A 17,559-nucleotide genomic window follows, 5' to 3' on the forward strand; every position below is an offset into this window, starting at 1 on the left:
CTTTTTTAAATTTCGGAACACCTGTGGTGTAGGAAGCCATCAGGTGTTTACCATTGCCAGCACAGCCGGTCCTGTATCCGGCCTTTTCTTTTTAGGTTTTTTGTTGCGTTTGCCCCACCATATTAAAAAGCCGGTAACAGGGAGGGATGCACATACCAGGCTTGCCAAAAAAGCCAGTATTTGCGTACCCGGCCCATATAGGCGGCCGGCATGGATGTACAGGTTAGAGTTGCGCCATTTCATGCCCAGCGTTTTTTTGCTGTGCGGCATAGCTGTTACCAGTTTGCCGGTGCGGCCATCAAAAAAATAGTAACTGATGCCATTCCAACCATCGCTGCTGTGTTTTAAGTATACAAATGCCATTACCATCTTATCTTTCCTGTTGGGTATATCCAGCCCAATTTGGGTCCAGTCGCCATTTAATTGTTTGAGCAGGTTGTGATGGATGATGTCCATTTTATTCAGGGTTGAATCGCCTGTGCTGATAACCGGCAATACACGCGAAAACTGCGGTTTTTCCTTTGTGCCAAGCATATTATAAATGCCCTTTTCCCACCATTTGAATGACCATACCAAACCGGTTACAGCAATAAGTATAGCAATGGGCAAAAACATAAAATCCCAGGCTGTTATGCACATCATAATTTACCCGTTTAAACCTGGCATTCCATTTTATGGTAATGCTTTGTTTAAACTGCCTGTAATTTTTAGGCAGCCAGAGTATAAAGCCGATGATCATCATCAACAGAAAAAGCAGCACACTGCTGCCAACAATAACACTGCCCACCGGCTTTACCAGTAAAAGTTGACGGTGCAGCTGTTCAACAACGTTAAAAAACTCGTACCTGAAATCGATAATGCCTAAAACTTTGCCGGTGTATTGGTTTACATAAACATAATCATAGTACTCAAACTGGCTGAAATACCACAGCGTGATCTTTTTTTTATCGTTCACTTTAAAACCCGAAAACACAAAGCTTTTATCATCTTCGGTTATTTTAATACTGCTGAGCTTTTTATGGGGGCCAACTGCTTTTTGTGCAATAGCAAGTAATTCAGAAACCGGCCTTGCGGGGCCGGTTTTCTGAACGTTTACTATATCCTTGTGTATAAAATCAAATATTTCTTTATCAAACACGTAGATGCAGCCCGTTACCGAGACGATAACTACTACTACGCCGGTCACCAGGCCAACCCACAAATGCAGCCAGCCGGTTATCTTTTTAAATTTTGATTTTGCCATTACAAGGTGTATCCAAGCGTAAGCAAATAGTTCCTGGGCGCACCTGGGAACAGCCTTATATAATCATATCCGCCCACCCAATACTTTTTACCGGTAATGTTGTTGGCATTAAATTGTAGCTGAACTTTACCAATATTATAGAATAGCGCTGCATCAACCAATATGTAATCAGGAATGCTTTGGGTAAGGTTGATGGATAGTGTGCGTTTATCAATGTAGTTGGCGCCCAAACCTATGCCCAGTCCGCTAAATGCGCCGCGTATAATATTATACCTCGTCCAGATGTTGGCCATGTTTTTAGGGGCGTTCGGTTTTTGCAGACCTACCTCGGCAGCAACACCACTTTCGGTAATTTTAGCATCATTATACGCATATGAGGCCAGCATGCTCCAGTTTGGCAGTATGCGCCCGGTAATATCAAACTCAAACCCTCGTGAACGTTCTTTACCAACCGGCCTTAACAGGTCTGGCTGATTGGCCACACCTGCGTTGTAAAGGGTGTTTTTTTGCTCAATCTGGTAAACAGATGTTGTGATGGATAGTCTGTCGTCAAACCAGCTGCTTTTGGCGCCCAGCTCAATCATGTTGCTGGTAACCGGGGCAAATGGTCCGCCGGCATTGGGGTTGGCAATGGTTGCCGCGGTTTGCGGGTTATACCCCATTACATAAGTACTGTAAATATTGATGTTTTTAGTAGCTGTATACACCAGGCCAAAGCGGGGCAGCCATGCGCTGGAGCGCGTTTTTTGTTGTGTTGAAGTGGCATAATTTGCAAAATCGGTATAATACTCGTAGCGGATGCCGGCAAGCGCCTGCAACCTGCCCAGCTTTAACTGATCCTGTACATACCCGGCATTAAGGTAGTAATAGGTTGGGTTAAGCACGTTTTGCGAAAAAAGCGCCTTGCTGTCGTCCTGTAAACGTTGCGAGTTGATGGCATTATTTAAATCAAAAGAGCGTACGTTGGCAACCGGGTTACCCTTGGTATCTTGTAAATACTTTAAACTGTCTTTTACCACATAGTTGGCAATAGTACCGGTGTTGGATGCATTGCGATAGCCCGAAGCGGTGAGTTGTGACGCGCCTACCGGCATTTTTTCGCTGCCATAATCATAGCCTGCTACAATTTTATGTTCTATAGGGCCTGTTTTGGCGTTGTAATTAAAGTAACCGCTAAAATTGTCAATGTAGCGTTTTCGCTTGCGCTGAAATATCTGCATAGCTACCAGGTTGGGAATATCATTGCCCAGCTTGTCTTTGGCATAGGCATTAGCGCTGCGGTGTTCAAGCAGGTCCTCGCTGTACCCGGTTTTTGAGTAAGCGGCATTAAAGCTCAGGTTGTTATTAAACTGGTGATTTACCGATAAGGTAACAATATATGTCTGCTCGTTCAAAAAATCATTGGCGGCACTTAATGCCAGTGATTGCGGAGTTGAGTACAGGTCGTTGCCGATTACGGATTGACCCCGGTCGAGCCTGCTGCGCGAGCTGTTGTAAACCATATCGAAATTAATGTGTGTTTTTGGCGACGCGATGAACGATAAAGAAGGTGCAATGATCACGTTTTTATCAAACTGCAGATCGCGGAAAGAGTTGGCATCTTCATACCCTAAATTAAGGCGGTATAGTAAGGTGCTATCTTTGTTTGCAGGACCTGTAAAATCGGCCAATCCTCTGAATGTATTAAAACTGCCTAACGAGAAACTCAGGGTTCTGCGGGTTTCGTTCAGCGGTTTTTTGGTTACGCGGTTAACCACACCTCCGGGACTTGCATTGCCATACAGTGCAGATGATGGGCCTTTCAGCACTTCAACACGCTCCAGGTAATTGGTTAAGGGCTGTTTCCAAAAGCCGGTGCTGGTGCGCAAACCGTTTAAAAGCTGGGTATTGCTTTGACCGTTAACACGAAAGCCCCTGATGGTAAGGTCATCATAAAAAGTGAACTGCGAAACACCGCTAAAGTTTTTAACCACATCGCCAACACGTACTGCGCCCTGGTCGGCCATCAGTTCTTTACTGGCGTAGGATACAGATTGCGGCAGATCTTTAATATCAGTTTCGGTTTTGTTGCCGATAAACGTGGCTTTGGTTTTATAGGTTTTTTCTTTACGCCCAATTATTTCTACCTGCTGCAGCGAAGCGGCATCTTCGTGCAGAACAACATTTTCATCAATAACAGCTCCCGGGGCAATTACAATTTGTTTGCTGATCTCTCTGAAGCCCACAAAGTTGTAATGTATAGTATACTTGCCGGCGGCTACATCCAGTTTAAAATCGCCTTTATTACCGGCTGATGTAATATAGTTAGTACCGTCAATTGATATAGTTGTACCTGGCAGTGGCTTATTCTCCCCGTCTTTTACATGGCCCTGTATCGATGCTTTTTGCTGGGCTTGTGTTATAAAAGGAGAGATTAGAAAGAGTGCGAAGGAAGCAAGAAGTGTAGTAAGGTTAATCTTCATTGTTATTTTTATTTAGACTTATTATAAACAATGGCAAAAATATGTTTTATTTAACTAAATGCAAATCCAAAAGGAGCCTTTTGGTAATAATTAAGAAAATGGGTGCAGTGACGATAGCTTTTTGCCTTCCAACCGTCATTGTCATAAAAGGTTTGTCATCCTGAACGCAGTGAAGGATCTATTCGCAGACTGTACAGGGCGAAGAAGCATGGCGAATAACAGATGCTTCACTGCGTTCAGCATGACAAAGGACTTTTTTTACAAACACGTCATGTGTAGGTACGAAGCAATGACGACCTGTTTTTAAACAGCTTCTATGAAGCCCTACTCAAAGATTCTCAAATACCTCTCTACCGAAAAATCCATCGCGGCCCTGGCGTTCTTTAAAATATAACGCCCAAAAGCGCCGTACATGGCTTCATAAACTTTTCCGCTTATCGCATTTTGAACCTGTAGTATATCCTTCTTGGGAAGCGGGATAAGATTTGGATAGCTATACATAAACGAAACAGTTTTAAGGTCCGGACTTACCTGTATCACATCACCAACCAATAACAAGCCATCATTTTGCGGACTATACAGCACACTTGCACCAGGAAAATGCCCGCCGCAACGGATCAGCTGGATGCCATCCCATAAAGCAATTTCCTCCTCAGTCCATAAGTGGATAGGCGCGTCCCTGCGTCCCAGCCATTCTTCGTCAAGTGCGTTTATGTATACGGTGGCATCGCCAAAAGCTTTGCTCCACACTGTAATGGTCGAAAAATAATGCGGGTGCGAAAGGGCGATGGCTTTTATGCCGCCAAGCTTATTCACCGCTGCGATGGTTGCCTCATCAATATTGCTGATACAATCCCATAAAATATTGCCCCCGGGTGTTACCAGTAAATGTGCCCGCTGGTTAATGCCAAATGCGGGTTCGGTGTAAATAGCATATAAGTTTGGGGCTACTTTTTCAATAATGTTTTTATGTTGATGGTTTAACTCATTAAGCGTAATCCAGCTCTGGCCTTTAGGATTCACGTATTGGCGGTCATCCTCGCAAATTTTACAATGCAAAGGAGGGGTTTCCGATGGCGGGTATTGTACGCCGCAGGTAGTGCAGATATAAGGAATTAATGGCATGGTAAAGTTATGATGGTAGAAATAAACGGATTGCTATTGATTATGTTTCCCCAAGGTCTCCTCAATGCTATTAAGTTAAGTCGTTTTTCACGCAAAGAGGCAGAGACGCAAATTGATTTGTTTATTTTTTCTTTGCGCCTTAACGTGAAATTGGCTTACGCTGTTGGGGGGACCCGAAACAATAAACCCCGCCTCAAATTTAATTTTGTGGCGGGGTTTTTACAAGATAAGAGATGGAATTTAATTTAGCTGTAACAGCTGCGGGCCAAACTCTTCAAAGAAGATCTTGTCGGCATTTATTCCTGATTCCTTCAAATCATTAAACTGTTTCTGAATAAAAAATGAGGGCCCGCATACATAATAACGGGTTTCGGGATGGTGATGCAGGTTGTTAATCCTGTTTATATTTAAATGGCCATCATAAATGTTTTCGGCAATATTTTCTTTAGATGTTACATCATAAAAAATATGCTGGTTAAAATTTGCATTGTTAATTGCCAGCTCATTGATATTGTCTTTAAAGGCATGTACCGATTCGTTACGGCAACCATGAAGCCAGGTAATGGGCTGTTTTGTTCCCTTTTGGGTTAAGTGCTGCACCATACTCATCAAAGGAGTTAAACCAACTCCACCACTAATAAACATTACGGGCGTATCTAAATTATCGGGCAGGATAAAATTGCCTGCCGGCGAGGTAAGCTCTACCTGTTTACCTTCAGTAATTTCGTCATGCAGTAAATTGCTTATCATGCCATTAACATCAACGTTTACGCCTGCTTCCCGTTTAACAGAAATACGGTAATAATCATTATTTGGCGCACTTGAAATACTGTATTGGCGTACCTGGCTTATGTTTAGCTGCGGAAGAAAGAGTTTGATACTGATGTACTGCCCCGGTTTGTGACGCGGGACCTTCCCGCCATCGGCTGGGTATAAATAAAAGGAACATATTTCTGCCGATTCCATTTCTCTACGTCCTACTTTAAACAAGCGCCAGCCTGTCCAGCCGTTTGGTTTTAAAACCTGGTCCTGGTATAAGTTTGCCTCATGACCGCTCATTAATGCGGCTAACTGGTTATAAGCTACTTTCCAGGCTTCTAAAATTTCGGGTGTAGCGGCATCACCTAAAACCTCGCTGATAGATGCCAGCAGGTGGTTGCCAACTATGGCGTAATGCTCCGGGCGGATATCTAAACTGACATGTTTTTGGCCAATCCTGTCAACCACGGGTAACAGTACAGATGGATTGGCAATGTTTTCTGCATAAGCAAGTACAGCCATAGCCAGGGCGGTTTGTTGTTTACCTGTTTGCTGGTTTCCCATGTTAAACATGTTTTTTAATTCGGGATTGTGTTTAAACATCCTGCCATAAAAATGAGTGGTTAGCAATACGCCGTGTTCTTTCAAAATCGGAACGGTGGCAAGGATGAGCGCTTTTTGATCGTTTGTCATAATAAATATATTAATACCTTTTTATCTTAAATAAGGTTACTTGTTTAAGATGTCTGGTTGTTCAACAGGGCAAATCTAAGCTTTAATTAATAAAAGACAAAAATATCTTTTATTAATTCTTATCTTTGCTTTACAGGATGGCTAAAAATAAAAAAACAGACCGTCATTGCCGAGTTGTAAAAGTTCGCGAAAATATGAAGGGGAAATGAGGAATATTGCATGGCTGCGAGTCGACTCACCCCGACGATCCGTTAGCTAACGGACGTCTGCCCCTCCTCCGACTGCGTCGCATAGAGGGGCAATAAAACAAAAATTGAGCTTCACCCTCTTTGCGGCACAGCCGGAGAGAGGGTCGGCCAGCATAGCGTAGCCGGGGTGAGTCGTTGCCAGCATGCAAAGCCAATTGCTTGGTTTAAAGCCAGCACGTCATCCCCATTTTTTCCAGGATTATCCTGGTGGTTACTCGCAATGACGCATGGATATGTGCTGCATTAGAAGAATAAAAACATTAATAAAATCAAATTTAGACAGCTTCTTACAGGATGGCAATTTTTTCAAAAACATGCGAGTATGCTATAAGGGCGGTGTTTTATATAGCTCATAAAACAGCTGCAGGTGGCAGGGTTAGTATAAAGGATATTGCAACCGGCATCGATTCGCCAGAGTTATACCTGGCTAAAATATTACAGGATTTAAGCAGAAAGGGGCTCATCAGTTCGTTTAAAGGTCCTCATGGTGGTTTTTTTATAGAGCCGCCTTCGTTAAGCAGGCCATTAAGTGATATTGTAGAGGCCGTTGATGGCGACAGCTTGTTTTATGGTTGTGCTTTAGGGCTTAAACAATGCTCGGAAGTGAACCCTTGCCCTCTACACAACGAGTTTAAAGATATCAGGGACCGGATTCACATTTTATTAAATACAACCACCATAGGCGAGTTTAACACCGAGCTGATTGATGGTTTGTTGTCATTAAAAAAATAGGGAAATGCTAACCCTGTAGCCTCAAAACACTTCTGTCCCCTCAATCAAAAGCTTTGGGCTTTCTGCATTCAGCTTTTAGCTTAAATATTATTTTTCATCCTTCGCAAATTCAAGCGGGGTAAGGTCGGCAATTTGTTCGTAGCCCTGAGGAGACAAAAGTGCAAGCTCATTTTCTCGCTTTCCATATAGCCAACTTACCCCAAAATGATTTCTTAACCTCATATTGGTCGTTAACGGCACTATAATACAATTTGGAGTTACGCTCTAATTCTTCCTGCACAACATTAAGTATTTTGCTCGTTTTATCAGAACAAAAAGGCTCCGAATTCAGCTCTGTAATCCCGGGCTTGATAAACAATTCCTTTATGGAATCGTATCTGCTACTTATAAACTCGTTTGATGGCCATGCGAAGTTATCCATACATGCAACCTTCATTGCACAATTGGCATAAAAATAATGTGAATTAGGCACCCAGGCTATCAAAAAAGTAGCGTTGATATCATGACCAGGTTTATAAAAATGTATATGGTTTAATTGCCCTCCAATTGCCAGCCAGGTATCCCATGGCGGGGTGTCTCCTATATCAACATAACATGCGCTTCCCGCTTCAGGTGCACCATCGACCACTGTTGAATCCGGATCAAATACCATAATCCGGCCATAATGGTGCAATTCAGAAACGGGAATTAAGTCTATCCCCGATTCATCTAACAAGGCCGACCGTGTTGAAATAACCCGGTCAATGACGGAAAGCTTTTCAGCATCCGGAATTTCATAATAATAGTAACGAGGTGATAATTCTGAAGACCGGAACAGGTTGGTATTAAAGTCATTGTTGACTTTTTCTATCCAGGTAGCGGTTTCCTGTATTACCTTAATTATATTCATGGATAAGGTTTGTATTAGAATGTATAATGCGAGTTTTTCAGTCTTACTACTTGATACTAACTACTTGCTACTCATTTTAGCCTCACCACCAAACCATCCATCTCCTCCGTAACCCGCATCTGGCAGGCCAGGCGGCTATGTTCATCTGCATTGGGCAAGGTATCCAGCATGTCGAGTTCGTTATCAGTTGCATTAAAATATTGTTCGGGGCCTTCCAATACCTGTATGTGGCAGGTGGCGCACAAGGCCATACCGCCGCAGGTAGCCAGCACATCATATTCGGATGCTTTTAAAACTTCCATCAGGCTCAGGTTAATCCCTTCGGGGATCTCTACAGGCAGCCGATCGCCTTTGCGGTCTTCAATAATTAAGTTTATCATAGCTAAAAGGCGGTTACGCCGTAAACGGTGGTGTATTTAAAACTCAGTTTTTGTTCGGGGTAAACGTATTTGAATGCGCTTTGGGCCATCAGCGCCGCTTCGTGGAAACCACAAAGTATCAGCTTTAATTTACCCGGATAGGTGTTGATATCGCCAATGGCATAAATGCGGTCAACATTGGTGCTGTAATCAAGGGTGTTTACCACAATGGCAGATCTGTCGATATTTAAACCCCAGTCGGCAATTGGTCCCAGTTTGGGGCTGAGGCCAAACAGCGGGATTAAATGATCTGCGGCTATATGGCTCACCTCGTTGTTCTTGTCCAGCAGGGTGATCTCCTGTAAGTGCCCTTCGCCGGTTAAGGCTACCACGTTGGATTTCAGGATCAGGTCTATCTTGCCTTCCTTAGCCAGTTCAAAAACCTTTTCGGCAGAATCCGGAACACCACGGAAAGTATCGCCCCGGTGAACCAGTGTAACCCTTTCGGCAACATTAGCCAGGAAAATGGCCCAGTCTAATGCAGAATCGCCACCACCCGCCAAAACCACTTTACGGTTGCGGAATAGTTCGGGGTTTTTAACCATATAGGCTACGCCTCTGCCTTCAAAATCAGTAAGGCGGTCAATCTCGGGCTTGCGTGGCTCAAAGCAGCCAAGTCCACCGGCAATTACCACCACCTGGCAGTGCACGGTAGTGTTATCATTGGTTTGGATGGTATATGATCCGTCGTCATGGCGGTTAAGGGTTTCTACCCGTTCGCCCAAACTAAAAGTGGGATGGAATGGAGCAATTTGTTCCATTAACTTATCCACTAATTCCTGGGCGGTAACTTCGGGGTAGCCGGGAATATCATAAATAGGTTTGTGCGGGTAGATCTCGGAAAGCTGACCGCCCACCTGGGGCAGCACATCAATCAAATGGCAGCGCATTTTTAGCAGCCCCGCCTCAAAAACTGCGAACAATCCAACCGGCCCTGCGCCGATGATACAGATATCTGTATAAATATCGTTATTTGTTAGATTTTTCTCGACAAAAGTTGGATTTTTTGTGTCCATAACTGAATTTTTTTGGTACACAAAGATGTCTTCAAAAAAAACGACAACCAAATGATATAAAGTAATGCATGATTACTTTAAGTTATAATTGGCCAGGCAAAAACGTTTAAAAAGTTCAACAAGTTTGCTGTTTTTACCATGCAGCTGGATGAACTGGAAGGTGCGGAAGATCTCCAATCCTTTAATCGCTATAATGCTAAGTTCATTATATTTCAGCTCACTTACTACCGACTGGATAGACAGGAAAGTAGCTGTATCTGAGTATAAAAGGTACTGTTTTATGGCGATGCTGCTTTCCAGCTGGATCTCGATATTGAGGTCTTTAGGACTGATATTCACACCCGCCAGTGCATCATAAATAACATCCAGCGTACCCGAACCTGCCTCGCGAAGCACGAGTGGGATCTCCAATAATTGTTTCGGGCTGATCTCTGGCTTTTTTGATAACTTATTGTTTGCCTTGGTAACCAACACTATTTCGTCTTTGGCAAAGGGCGAATAGGCCAGCTGAGGTAAGTGGGATGAGCCTTCGATGATCGCTATATCCAATTTTTCGTCAAGGATCATTTGTGAAATATGATCGGTATTAGCCTGTATAAAATTGAAGGTAACCTCGGGATAGGTTTTCTTAAATAACGCCAGTATTTTGGGTAATATGGTTTGGGCCACTGTAGTGCTGGCGCCTATATGCAGTGTGCCGGCTTCAATGTTATTTAACTGTGCCAGTTCGGTTTCAAGGGCGGTATAAGTCTGGAATATCTTATCGGCATATTGTAACAGCACCTTACCCGCCGTAGTAAGCGCTATATTGTTGCCATTGCGTTTAAATAGCTGTACATTAAGCTGTTGCTCCAGCTCTTTAATGTGCTTGGTAACAGCTGGCTGGGTAATATACAGCTCATTAGCCGCCTTAGTAAAACTCAGGCGCTGTGCAACCGTATAAAATACCTTTAACCTGAAATCGAAGATCATCGGGTTAAATTTAGAGCTTTTAATTATTACACACAGGAACAGTTTGAATTTATTATCTGGTTTATAATTAGCGGATTAGGTTAGTTTATTGTGAGACAGGGACTCGATATGGAACCTTTGCGTGTTCTTTTTTCTTTACCTTTGTTCTCAATCCGGGATAAAAACCCGGCATCAGCATGACAAAAGAAATTGAGATAGTATGCCCTCCCGGGCAACATGAAGACGAAGCGGTGATTAAACGCCTCGTGGCGGCGGCTTTAAGTATGCAGCCTCAAAAAATATCGGCAGTTAAAGTTTTAAAACGGTCCATAGATGCGCGCGGTCGTAAAGTGGTTTACCGCATGATGGTGCAGGTATATATCGATCAGCCATATCAGCCCGAAAGCCATATCGTACATTACCCCAATGTACAATTTGGCCGGCCGGTCATCATTGTGGGTGCTGGTCCCGCAGGGATTTTTGCTGCATTGCAATGTATCGAATCTGGACTAAAGCCGGTTATTTTGGAGCGGGGCAAGGATGTTAAACAACGTCGTCGTGATCTGGCCAATATCAATAAACAAGGCTTGGTAAATCCCGAATCTAACTATTGCTTTGGTGAGGGCGGGGCAGGTACCTACTCGGATGGTAAATTGTATACCCGGTCTACCAAGCGGGGAGACGTGAACCAGGTGCTCAAAATGTTTGTGGCCCACGGTGCCGACGAGGACATACTAATAGATGCCCGCCCGCACATCGGTACCAATAAGCTGCCCCAGATCATCACTGCTATGCGAGAAACCATATTGAACGCCGGTGGTGAATTTTATTTCGATACCAAAGTTACCGCGCTGTTGGTAGAGTTTAACAAGATAAAAGGAGTAAAGCTGACATCCGGCGAAAAAATGACCGCAGATGCCGTAATCCTGGCAACCGGTCACTCGGCAAGGGATGTGTTTGAAATGCTCCATCATCAAAATATATTAATAGAAGCTAAACCTTTCGCTTTAGGTGTCAGGATAGAGCATCCGCAGGAAATTATCGATCGTGCACAGTATCACTGTGAATACCGCGGGCCTGATCTGCCACCATCTTATTATAACCTGGTTGAGCAGGTAGATGACCGGGGAGTATTTTCATTTTGCATGTGCCCGGGCGGCATCATCGCCCCATGTGCAACCGGGGAAAACGAAATTGTAGTGAACGGCTGGAGCCCATCTAAACGGAACAACCCTTTTGCCAATTCGGGCACGGTGGTGCAGATCAATATGGAAGATGTTACAGGGGATGATAGCGACCCGTTTAAAATGCTGGGTTTTCAACAAGCGGTGGAACGTGCCGCGTTTAAAGCAGGCGGAGGCAATTTGGTTGCTCCAGGCCAGCGCATGGTTGATTTTGTTGAAGGTCGGTTATCCAATGATCTTCCACTAAATTCTTATCTGCCTGGCACTAAGAGCACCGAACTCAAAGAAGTATTACCCGGATGGATCCATAAACGGCTGCAAAAAGCATTGCCGGCTTTTGGCAAAAAAATGAAGGGATACTATACTAATGAGGCTATTTTGGTTGGGGTAGAGTCGCGTACGTCATCGCCGGTAAAAATTCCGAGAGATAAGGAAACCTTACAGCATCCCCAGGTAAAGGGATTATTTCCTTGCGGGGAGGGCGCCGGTTATGCGGGTGGCATTATTTCTGCTGCGATTGATGGTATCAATTGTGCATTGGCAACTTTAAAAATATTAGCATGACCATTTCTGAAAAATTAAGTGGCGAATTACAAAAAATATTATCGGGCGATGCCTGGTATGGCTCGCCGGTTTATGAGATTGTTGAAGGTATCAGTTTCGAAGCAGCCTATGAAAAACCACCTGGATCGGTACACAATATCGCCGAGATTGTTTTGCATATGATAGCCTGGACGGAGGAAGTAATGGACAGGATGAATGGCTTGCCATCAGGTATTCCCACGAGCGGCGATTGGCCCGAGACCGGCGCTCCCGACGAACAAAAATGGCAAAACTATGTTGAAGATTTAAAGCTGGTGAACGTAAATTTGATTGGCATTATCCAAAACTTCCCGCAGGAACAATGGGATGAACCAACAACAGACGAACGAAACCGCGAAGAGGGCAGTGGTGTTAGTTATGAAGAACTGATTAATGGATTAATTCAGCATCATATATATCACTCCGGCCAAATAGCATTGTTAAACAGGATATTAGGATTTCACTGATTTAATAATTGGTGAAATCACCAAAAAAATATGAATAAAAAAACACTCATATTAGGGGCAACACCCAATACCAGCAGGTACGCCAACTTTGCTGCCAACCGTTTGGTGGGCAACGGGCATACCATAGTTAATGTAGGTATAAAAACCGGTGAAATAGCCGGTGTACCTATTGAGAAGGCGGAAACTATTTATAATGATATTGACACAGTTACCTTATATATAGGCCCCCAAAATCAACCGCCGCTTTACGATTATATATTAAACACCAAACCCAAACGTATAATCTTCAATCCCGGTACCGAAAATTCAGAACTGCGCCGCATGGCCAACGAAAAGGGGATTGAAACGGAGAATGCGTGTACACTGGTGCTCTTGTCAACAGGGCAGTATTAACATGCCTCTCCCGAAAGGGTATAAAATTTGCTCAGCTACACTAATTGGAGTTCTCCCTTCAGAGGGTTGGCGGGCTTGCTAATATCCTTATTTCCTTCGGATAATAATTGTTGATCCGGTTAGGTAGCAGCTTAGCCCAGCCCAAAACATGTCCATCAAAGTTCATCAGGCTCCAGCCTTTTTCGGTAGAATTGAGATTGATGTTGTCACGGCGCAGGTATTGGATGGCCTGGTCATAAGTTAGTTCGGTTTGCAAAACAGCGTGCTTATTAATAATGGTACTTAAAGCAAGTTCATGATCGGGTATTAGGTCTTTACCCATCAGTTTGCCCACACGTACCCCCGATTTTTTGAGGTACAGATGTCGCTGTAAGATATTCAGACTTTCCTTATGTACGCGATTAATAGCGAGCCAATCCTCATTCACTTTAAAGTAATAGAAATCATCCGGATTGTTGATGTAGGTTTTTACCAGGTCAATTTCTGTACTGCTTATTTTTTGATGCATATTGTTTTTAAAGGTACCCAGTTCGCCGGTGTTGGAGTTCTTTTTAAGGCAACTGGCAAATAAGCCTTCACCTTTAACCTGCCCCGGGTAAAAGCGGTAACCCCATGCTTTTTGCCGGGCTGATTGCGTTTCAACAATTCCCCACTCCTTATATATAGGTATACGTACGCTTTCCATGTCAAATTCCTGGCAAAGCCAATCCAGTATATCTTCGTTTTCCTGGTGCGAATAGGAGCAGGTGCTATATATAAGGTATCCATCTTCGTTTAAGGCGGGCAACACATCAGCCAGGATCCTTTCCTGCCGCTGATGACAAAGCTCTACGTTAGCTTCCGACCATTCGTTCATTGCCTGTGGGTCTTTCCGGAACATTCCCGAGCCGGAGCAAGGGGCATCAACCAGGATAATATCAAAAAAGCTTTTAAGTCGGCCAATATCTTTAGGGTCGTTATTGCTGACGATAACATTGGCTTGTCCCCAACGACTAAGGTTATCAGTTAATATAGGTACGCGGGTTTTAATAATTTCGTTAGCCACTAACAAGTCATCGGCATTGATGGCCGAGTTTAGCAGTGTGCTTTTGCCTCCGGGAGCAGCGCAAAGGTCAAGTACTTTTACTGCTTCGTCGATGTTTGGGCGGATATTTTTAAATATATGATCGATAAACATCGAGGATGCCTCCTGTACATAATAACAACCCGCATGAAAAAGCGGATCGAAAGTGAAGGATGGACGGGTGTTTAAATAAAAACCATCGGTACACCAGGGCACCTGTTGGCCTGTTTTTAATGCCGAAGGCTTAAAAGGGTTCAACCTTATAGAGGTAGGCGCATCAGCAAGTTGATGTGCATTGATGAAATTTTCTTCGTCAAATCCATTTTCTGCGCTCAATGATTGCAGGAAATTATCGGGAAACCGGTAGTTGCTCATATACCTTGTAAATATACAAATTCAATAAATGCTATTCTTTATAAGGTAATACTGTACAGATTAGGCGAATTTGAGGTTAGTTTACAGGCACTTGGAAGATTGTTTTAATTATTTGAAAATTTCTCTTGGTGCGTAACTGGTTTTCTGTGTACATTTGTGGCCGCTCAAGAAAAAGGGCGTTGTTTTTTGAAGAGTTAGCGAATAAAAAAAAGATTAAAATAAGTGAATATATCACTTGCCAAATCGGAAAAGAATTCGCACTTTTGCAACCCGCAATCGAAGAGGAAGACTTAGTGAAAATGATCGATTTAGGGCCAAAACAAAATAAAAAAAATAAGTTTTGGAAAATAGGAAAAGGTTTCTACCTTTGCAGACCCAAACGGAAGGGTGCTTGAGAGAGCGAAAGAAGTTGAGTCTGAGCAATTCTGGCGATAAGAAAAGAGGGAAGAAAGTTAGCATTGGTTAACGAGTAATCGAAAGGGTTTGAGAGCGATTCTTGGCCTTACAAAAATGACAAATCAGACAAGGCAACTTGTAAAGATTATATAGCGGAACCGGGACGGGGAAGCGAAAAAGTTCTTTTAAGAAATAGAAAATCATGTAGAGTAACACAGAAGCTGAAAGCGGAATGCGTAAAGCAGGAAGCAAAAGGCGGATGAGTTATGATAACAAAGAGTTTAGATACTGTATAAAGATACATAATTATACAGATTCTATTATTAATAATAGGGTCAGTGGTTAAACACACATTTTACAATGGAGAGTTTGATCCTGGCTCAGGATGAACGCTAGCGGCAGGCCTAATACATGCAAGTCGGACGGGATAGGAGAGCTTGCTTTCCTTGAGAGTGGCGCACGGGTGCGTAACACGTATGTAACCTACCTTAATCAGGGGGATAGCCTCTCGAAAGAGAGATTAAGACCGCATAACATCACGATGCAGCATTGCAATGTGATCAAATATTTATAGGATTAAGATGGGCATGCGGAACATTAGCTAGTTGGTAAGGTAACGGCTTACCAAGGCTACGATGTTTAGGGGATCTGAGAGGATGACCCCCCACACTGGTACTGAGACACGGACCAGACTCCTACGGGAGGCAGCAGTAAGGAATATTGGTCAATGGGCGGAAGCCTGAACCAGCCATGCCGCGTGCAGGAAGACTGCCCTACGGGTTGTAAACTGCTTTTGTACCGGAATAAACCTTTGGTCGTGACCAGAGCTGAATGTACGGTAAGAATAAGGATCGGCTAACTCCGTGCCAGCAGCCGCGGTAATACGGAGGATCCAAGCGTTATCCGGATTTATTGGGTTTAAAGGGTGCGTAGGTGGCTTATTAAGTCAGGGGTGAAAGACGGTAGCTTAACTATCGCAGTGCCTTTGATACTGATGAGCTTGAATGAACTAGAGGTAGGCGGAATGTGACAAGTAGCGGTGAAATGCATAGATATGTCACAGAACACCAATTGCGAAGGCAGCTTACTATGGTTTGATTGACACTGAGGCACGAAAGCGTGGGGATCAAACAGGATTAGATACCCTGGTAGTCCACGCCCTAAACGATGAATACTCGATGTTGGCGATATACGGTCAGCGTCTAAGCGAAAGCGTTAAGTATTCCACCTGGGGAGTACGCCCGCAAGGGTGAAACTCAAAGGAATTGACGGGGGCCCGCACAAGCGGAGGAGCATGTGGTTTAATTCGATGATACGCGAGGAACCTTACCCGGGCTTGAAAGTTAGTGAATTGAGCAGAGACGCTCAAGTCCTTCGGGACACGAAACTAGGTGCTGCATGGCTGTCGTCAGCTCGTGCCGTGAGGTGTTGGGTTAAGTCCCGCAACGAGCGCAACCCCTATGTTTAGTTGCCAGCACGTTAAGGTGGGGACTCTAAACAGACTGCCTATGCAAATAGAGAGGAAGGAGGGGACGACGTCAAGTCATCATGGCCCTTACGTCCGGGGCTACACACGTGCTACAATGGATGGTACAGAGGGCAGCTACCTGGCAACAGGATGCCAATCTCMWAAAGCCATTCACAGTTCGGATCGGGGTCTGCAACTCGACCCCGTGAAGTTGGATTCGCTAGTAATCGCGTATCAGCAATGACGCGGTGAATACGTTCCCGGGCCTTGTACACACCGCCCGTCAAGCCATGGAAGCTGGAAGTGCCTGAAGTGCGTAACCGCAAGGAGCGTCCTAGGGTAAAGTCGGTAACTGGGGCTAAGTCGTAACAAGGTAGCCGTACCGGAAGGTGTGGCTGGAATACCTCCTTTCTGGAGCAGTATCAGTAACGAAGMTATCGTAACAAGTTACCTACATGATTATTTCTTAAAATAGATATGAGACGTCAGATATGAGATGTGAGATAAAAGCCAAATGCAAATGAAGCTGCTCTCAATACTCAAATCTAATATCTCACATCTATAATTAAACACAAAAAGGAAACCCAAAAGATGAAGCCATCAGTGGTGCAGCCGAAAGGAAGCGAAAGGACACGGTTGGCAGGATGCAGTCCGGAAGTCGRAGGTCATGAGTCAAAAAAGACTTAAGACTCAGAACTTAAGACTCAGAACTGCGAACTAAAAATAAAKAGTCCTGTAGCTCAGCTTGGTTAGAGCACTACACTGATAATGTAGGGGTCAGCAGTTCAAATCTGCTCGGGACTACGATAGGAGCGGAAAGCAGAAAGCCACAGGCAGCAAGCAGGAAACTTCAGGCTAAGAAAGAGAGCAAGGAAAAAGCTTTATGCTTTACACCTTCAGCTTTCGGCACATCTTAAGGGGGATTAGCTCAGCTGGCTAGAGCACCTGCCTTGCACGCAGGGGGTCAACGGTTCGAATCCGTTATTCTCCACCAGATCAGACATGAGATGTTAGATATGAGATATGAGACAAGACGCAAGTCAAATCTCAATACTCAAATCTCAATACTCAAATCTAATCGAACGTTCTTTGAC

16 protein-coding genes, 2 tRNA genes and 1 rRNA gene are annotated in these 17,559 nt (G+C 44.0%); 9 read left to right on the forward strand and 10 right to left on the reverse strand.

The window, feature by feature from the left end; translation table 11 throughout:
- Window positions 1-39 precede the first annotated feature (39 nt).
- From AC1DO4_RS15415 to AC1DO4_RS15430, 4 genes are all read right to left on the reverse strand, one after another.
- Window positions 40-642, reverse strand: a complete 603-nt coding sequence (locus AC1DO4_RS15415) for a PepSY domain-containing protein (protein ID WP_477417313.1) — start codon at window positions 640-642, stop codon at window positions 40-42.
- Window positions 536-1,243: a PepSY-associated TM helix domain-containing protein gene (locus tag AC1DO4_RS15420; protein WP_477417315.1), complete on the reverse strand. Its 708-nt coding sequence runs from the start codon at window positions 1,241-1,243 to the stop codon at window positions 536-538. Before AC1DO4_RS15420 ends, AC1DO4_RS15415 begins: the two co-directional genes overlap by 107 nt.
- On the reverse strand, window positions 1,243-3,705 hold the full coding sequence (locus tag AC1DO4_RS15425; RefSeq protein WP_477417317.1) for a TonB-dependent siderophore receptor: 2,463 nt from the start codon (window positions 3,703-3,705) through the stop codon (window positions 1,243-1,245). The genes AC1DO4_RS15420 and AC1DO4_RS15425 overlap by 1 nt, the downstream gene beginning before the upstream one ends.
- 324 nt (window positions 3,706-4,029) lie before the next feature.
- On the reverse strand, window positions 4,030-4,830 hold the full coding sequence (locus AC1DO4_RS15430; protein ID WP_477417319.1) for an MBL fold metallo-hydrolase: 801 nt from the start codon (window positions 4,828-4,830) through the stop codon (window positions 4,030-4,032).
- A gap of 9 nt (window positions 4,831-4,839) precedes the next feature.
- Between AC1DO4_RS15430 and AC1DO4_RS15435 the strand changes: the two genes are divergently transcribed.
- A complete protein-coding gene (locus AC1DO4_RS15435; protein WP_477417321.1) occupies window positions 4,840-5,079 on the forward strand; it encodes a hypothetical protein in 240 nt (79 codons plus the stop codon).
- On the opposite strand, the gene hmpA is transcribed toward AC1DO4_RS15435, so the two are convergent.
- Complete coding sequence (gene hmpA, locus AC1DO4_RS15440; RefSeq protein WP_477417323.1) at window positions 5,071-6,282, reverse strand: NO-inducible flavohemoprotein; 1,212 nt, start codon at window positions 6,280-6,282, stop codon at window positions 5,071-5,073. The two genes, AC1DO4_RS15435 and hmpA, sit on opposite strands and share 9 nt — an antisense overlap.
- A 542-nt stretch (window positions 6,283-6,824) precedes the next feature.
- Here hmpA and AC1DO4_RS15445 point away from each other — a divergent pair.
- Window positions 6,825-7,262: an RrF2 family transcriptional regulator gene (locus AC1DO4_RS15445; protein ID WP_477417325.1), complete on the forward strand. Its 438-nt coding sequence runs from the start codon at window positions 6,825-6,827 to the stop codon at window positions 7,260-7,262.
- A 166-nt stretch (window positions 7,263-7,428) separates the two neighbouring features.
- Here AC1DO4_RS15445 and AC1DO4_RS15450 read toward each other — a convergent pair whose 3' ends face one another.
- From AC1DO4_RS15450 to AC1DO4_RS15465, 4 genes are all read right to left on the reverse strand, one after another.
- A complete protein-coding gene (locus tag AC1DO4_RS15450; protein ID WP_477417327.1) occupies window positions 7,429-8,151 on the reverse strand; it encodes a hypothetical protein in 723 nt (240 codons plus the stop codon).
- Between the two features lie 71 nt (window positions 8,152-8,222).
- A complete protein-coding gene (locus AC1DO4_RS15455) occupies window positions 8,223-8,531 on the reverse strand; it encodes a 2Fe-2S iron-sulfur cluster-binding protein (protein WP_477417329.1) in 309 nt (102 codons plus the stop codon).
- Window positions 8,532-8,533: 2 nt separating this feature from the next.
- Window positions 8,534-9,586 carry an NAD(P)/FAD-dependent oxidoreductase gene (locus tag AC1DO4_RS15460; protein ID WP_477417331.1) on the reverse strand — a complete coding sequence of 351 codons (1,053 nt, stop codon included), beginning with the start codon at window positions 9,584-9,586 and terminating at the stop codon, window positions 8,534-8,536.
- Between the two features lie 72 nt (window positions 9,587-9,658).
- Window positions 9,659-10,558, reverse strand: a complete 900-nt coding sequence (locus AC1DO4_RS15465) for a LysR substrate-binding domain-containing protein (protein WP_477417333.1) — start codon at window positions 10,556-10,558, stop codon at window positions 9,659-9,661.
- 176 nt (window positions 10,559-10,734) lie between these two features.
- Here AC1DO4_RS15465 and AC1DO4_RS15470 point away from each other — a divergent pair, with 176 nt between their 5' ends.
- Genes AC1DO4_RS15470 through AC1DO4_RS15480 form a run of 3 tightly spaced genes read left to right on the forward strand, consistent with a single transcriptional unit; the run spans window position 10,735 to window position 13,163 of the window.
- Window positions 10,735-12,285 carry an NAD(P)/FAD-dependent oxidoreductase gene (locus AC1DO4_RS15470; RefSeq protein WP_477417335.1) on the forward strand — a complete coding sequence of 517 codons (1,551 nt, stop codon included), beginning with the start codon at window positions 10,735-10,737 and terminating at the stop codon, window positions 12,283-12,285.
- On the forward strand, window positions 12,282-12,770 hold the full coding sequence (locus tag AC1DO4_RS15475) for a DinB family protein (RefSeq protein ID WP_477417337.1): 489 nt from the start codon (window positions 12,282-12,284) through the stop codon (window positions 12,768-12,770). The genes AC1DO4_RS15470 and AC1DO4_RS15475 overlap by 4 nt, the downstream gene beginning before the upstream one ends.
- Window positions 12,771-12,800: 30 nt before the next feature.
- On the forward strand, window positions 12,801-13,163 hold the full coding sequence (locus AC1DO4_RS15480; RefSeq protein WP_477407640.1) for a CoA-binding protein: 363 nt from the start codon (window positions 12,801-12,803) through the stop codon (window positions 13,161-13,163).
- Between the two features lie 58 nt (window positions 13,164-13,221).
- On the opposite strand, the gene AC1DO4_RS15485 is transcribed toward AC1DO4_RS15480, so the two are convergent.
- The gene (locus AC1DO4_RS15485; RefSeq protein WP_477417339.1) at window positions 13,222-14,601 is read right to left on the reverse strand and encodes a methyltransferase RsmF C-terminal domain-like protein; all 1,380 of its coding nucleotides are present in this window, start codon (window positions 14,599-14,601) and stop codon (window positions 13,222-13,224) included.
- A gap of 128 nt (window positions 14,602-14,729) precedes the next feature.
- On the opposite strand from AC1DO4_RS15485, the gene AC1DO4_RS15490 reads away from it, so the two are divergent.
- From AC1DO4_RS15490 to AC1DO4_RS15505, 4 genes are all read left to right on the forward strand, one after another.
- Window positions 14,730-14,996, forward strand: a complete 267-nt coding sequence (locus AC1DO4_RS15490) for a hypothetical protein (RefSeq protein WP_477417341.1) — start codon at window positions 14,730-14,732, stop codon at window positions 14,994-14,996.
- A gap of 358 nt (window positions 14,997-15,354) precedes the next feature.
- Window positions 15,355-16,876: ribosomal RNA gene (locus tag AC1DO4_RS15495) — 16S ribosomal RNA — on the forward strand.
- A gap of 318 nt (window positions 16,877-17,194) precedes the next feature.
- Window positions 17,195-17,269: transfer RNA gene (locus AC1DO4_RS15500), tRNA-Ile, on the forward strand.
- A gap of 113 nt (window positions 17,270-17,382) precedes the next feature.
- Window positions 17,383-17,459: transfer RNA gene (locus AC1DO4_RS15505), tRNA-Ala, on the forward strand.
- Window positions 17,460-17,559: the final 100 nt, after the last annotated feature.

Source organism: Mucilaginibacter sp. P5_A6 (assembly GCF_056400585.1).

Coding starts and splice junctions, on each gene's coding strand:
- AC1DO4_RS15415 (WP_477417313.1), bottom strand. CDS start 642: ATGATGTGCATAACAGCCTGGGATTTTATGTTTTTGCCCATTGCTATA.
- AC1DO4_RS15420 (WP_477417315.1), bottom strand. CDS start 1,243: ATGGCAAAATCAAAATTTAAAAAGATAACCGGCTGGCTGCATTTGTGG.
- AC1DO4_RS15425 (WP_477417317.1), bottom strand. CDS start 3,705: ATGAAGATTAACCTTACTACACTTCTTGCTTCCTTCGCACTCTTTCTA.
- AC1DO4_RS15430 (WP_477417319.1), bottom strand. CDS start 4,830: ATGCCATTAATTCCTTATATCTGCACTACCTGCGGCGTACAATACCCG.
- AC1DO4_RS15435 (WP_477417321.1), top strand. CDS start 4,840: ATGATGGTAGAAATAAACGGATTGCTATTGATTATGTTTCCCCAAGGT.
- hmpA (WP_477417323.1), bottom strand. CDS start 6,282: ATGACAAACGATCAAAAAGCGCTCATCCTTGCCACCGTTCCGATTTTG.
- AC1DO4_RS15445 (WP_477417325.1), top strand. CDS start 6,825: ATGGCAATTTTTTCAAAAACATGCGAGTATGCTATAAGGGCGGTGTTT.
- AC1DO4_RS15450 (WP_477417327.1), bottom strand. CDS start 8,151: ATGAATATAATTAAGGTAATACAGGAAACCGCTACCTGGATAGAAAAA.
- AC1DO4_RS15455 (WP_477417329.1), bottom strand. CDS start 8,531: ATGATAAACTTAATTATTGAAGACCGCAAAGGCGATCGGCTGCCTGTA.
- AC1DO4_RS15460 (WP_477417331.1), bottom strand. CDS start 9,586: ATGGACACAAAAAATCCAACTTTTGTCGAGAAAAATCTAACAAATAAC.
- AC1DO4_RS15465 (WP_477417333.1), bottom strand. CDS start 10,558: ATGATCTTCGATTTCAGGTTAAAGGTATTTTATACGGTTGCACAGCGC.
- AC1DO4_RS15470 (WP_477417335.1), top strand. CDS start 10,735: ATGACAAAAGAAATTGAGATAGTATGCCCTCCCGGGCAACATGAAGAC.
- AC1DO4_RS15475 (WP_477417337.1), top strand. CDS start 12,282: ATGACCATTTCTGAAAAATTAAGTGGCGAATTACAAAAAATATTATCG.
- AC1DO4_RS15480 (WP_477407640.1), top strand. CDS start 12,801: ATGAATAAAAAAACACTCATATTAGGGGCAACACCCAATACCAGCAGG.
- AC1DO4_RS15485 (WP_477417339.1), bottom strand. CDS start 14,601: ATGAGCAACTACCGGTTTCCCGATAATTTCCTGCAATCATTGAGCGCA.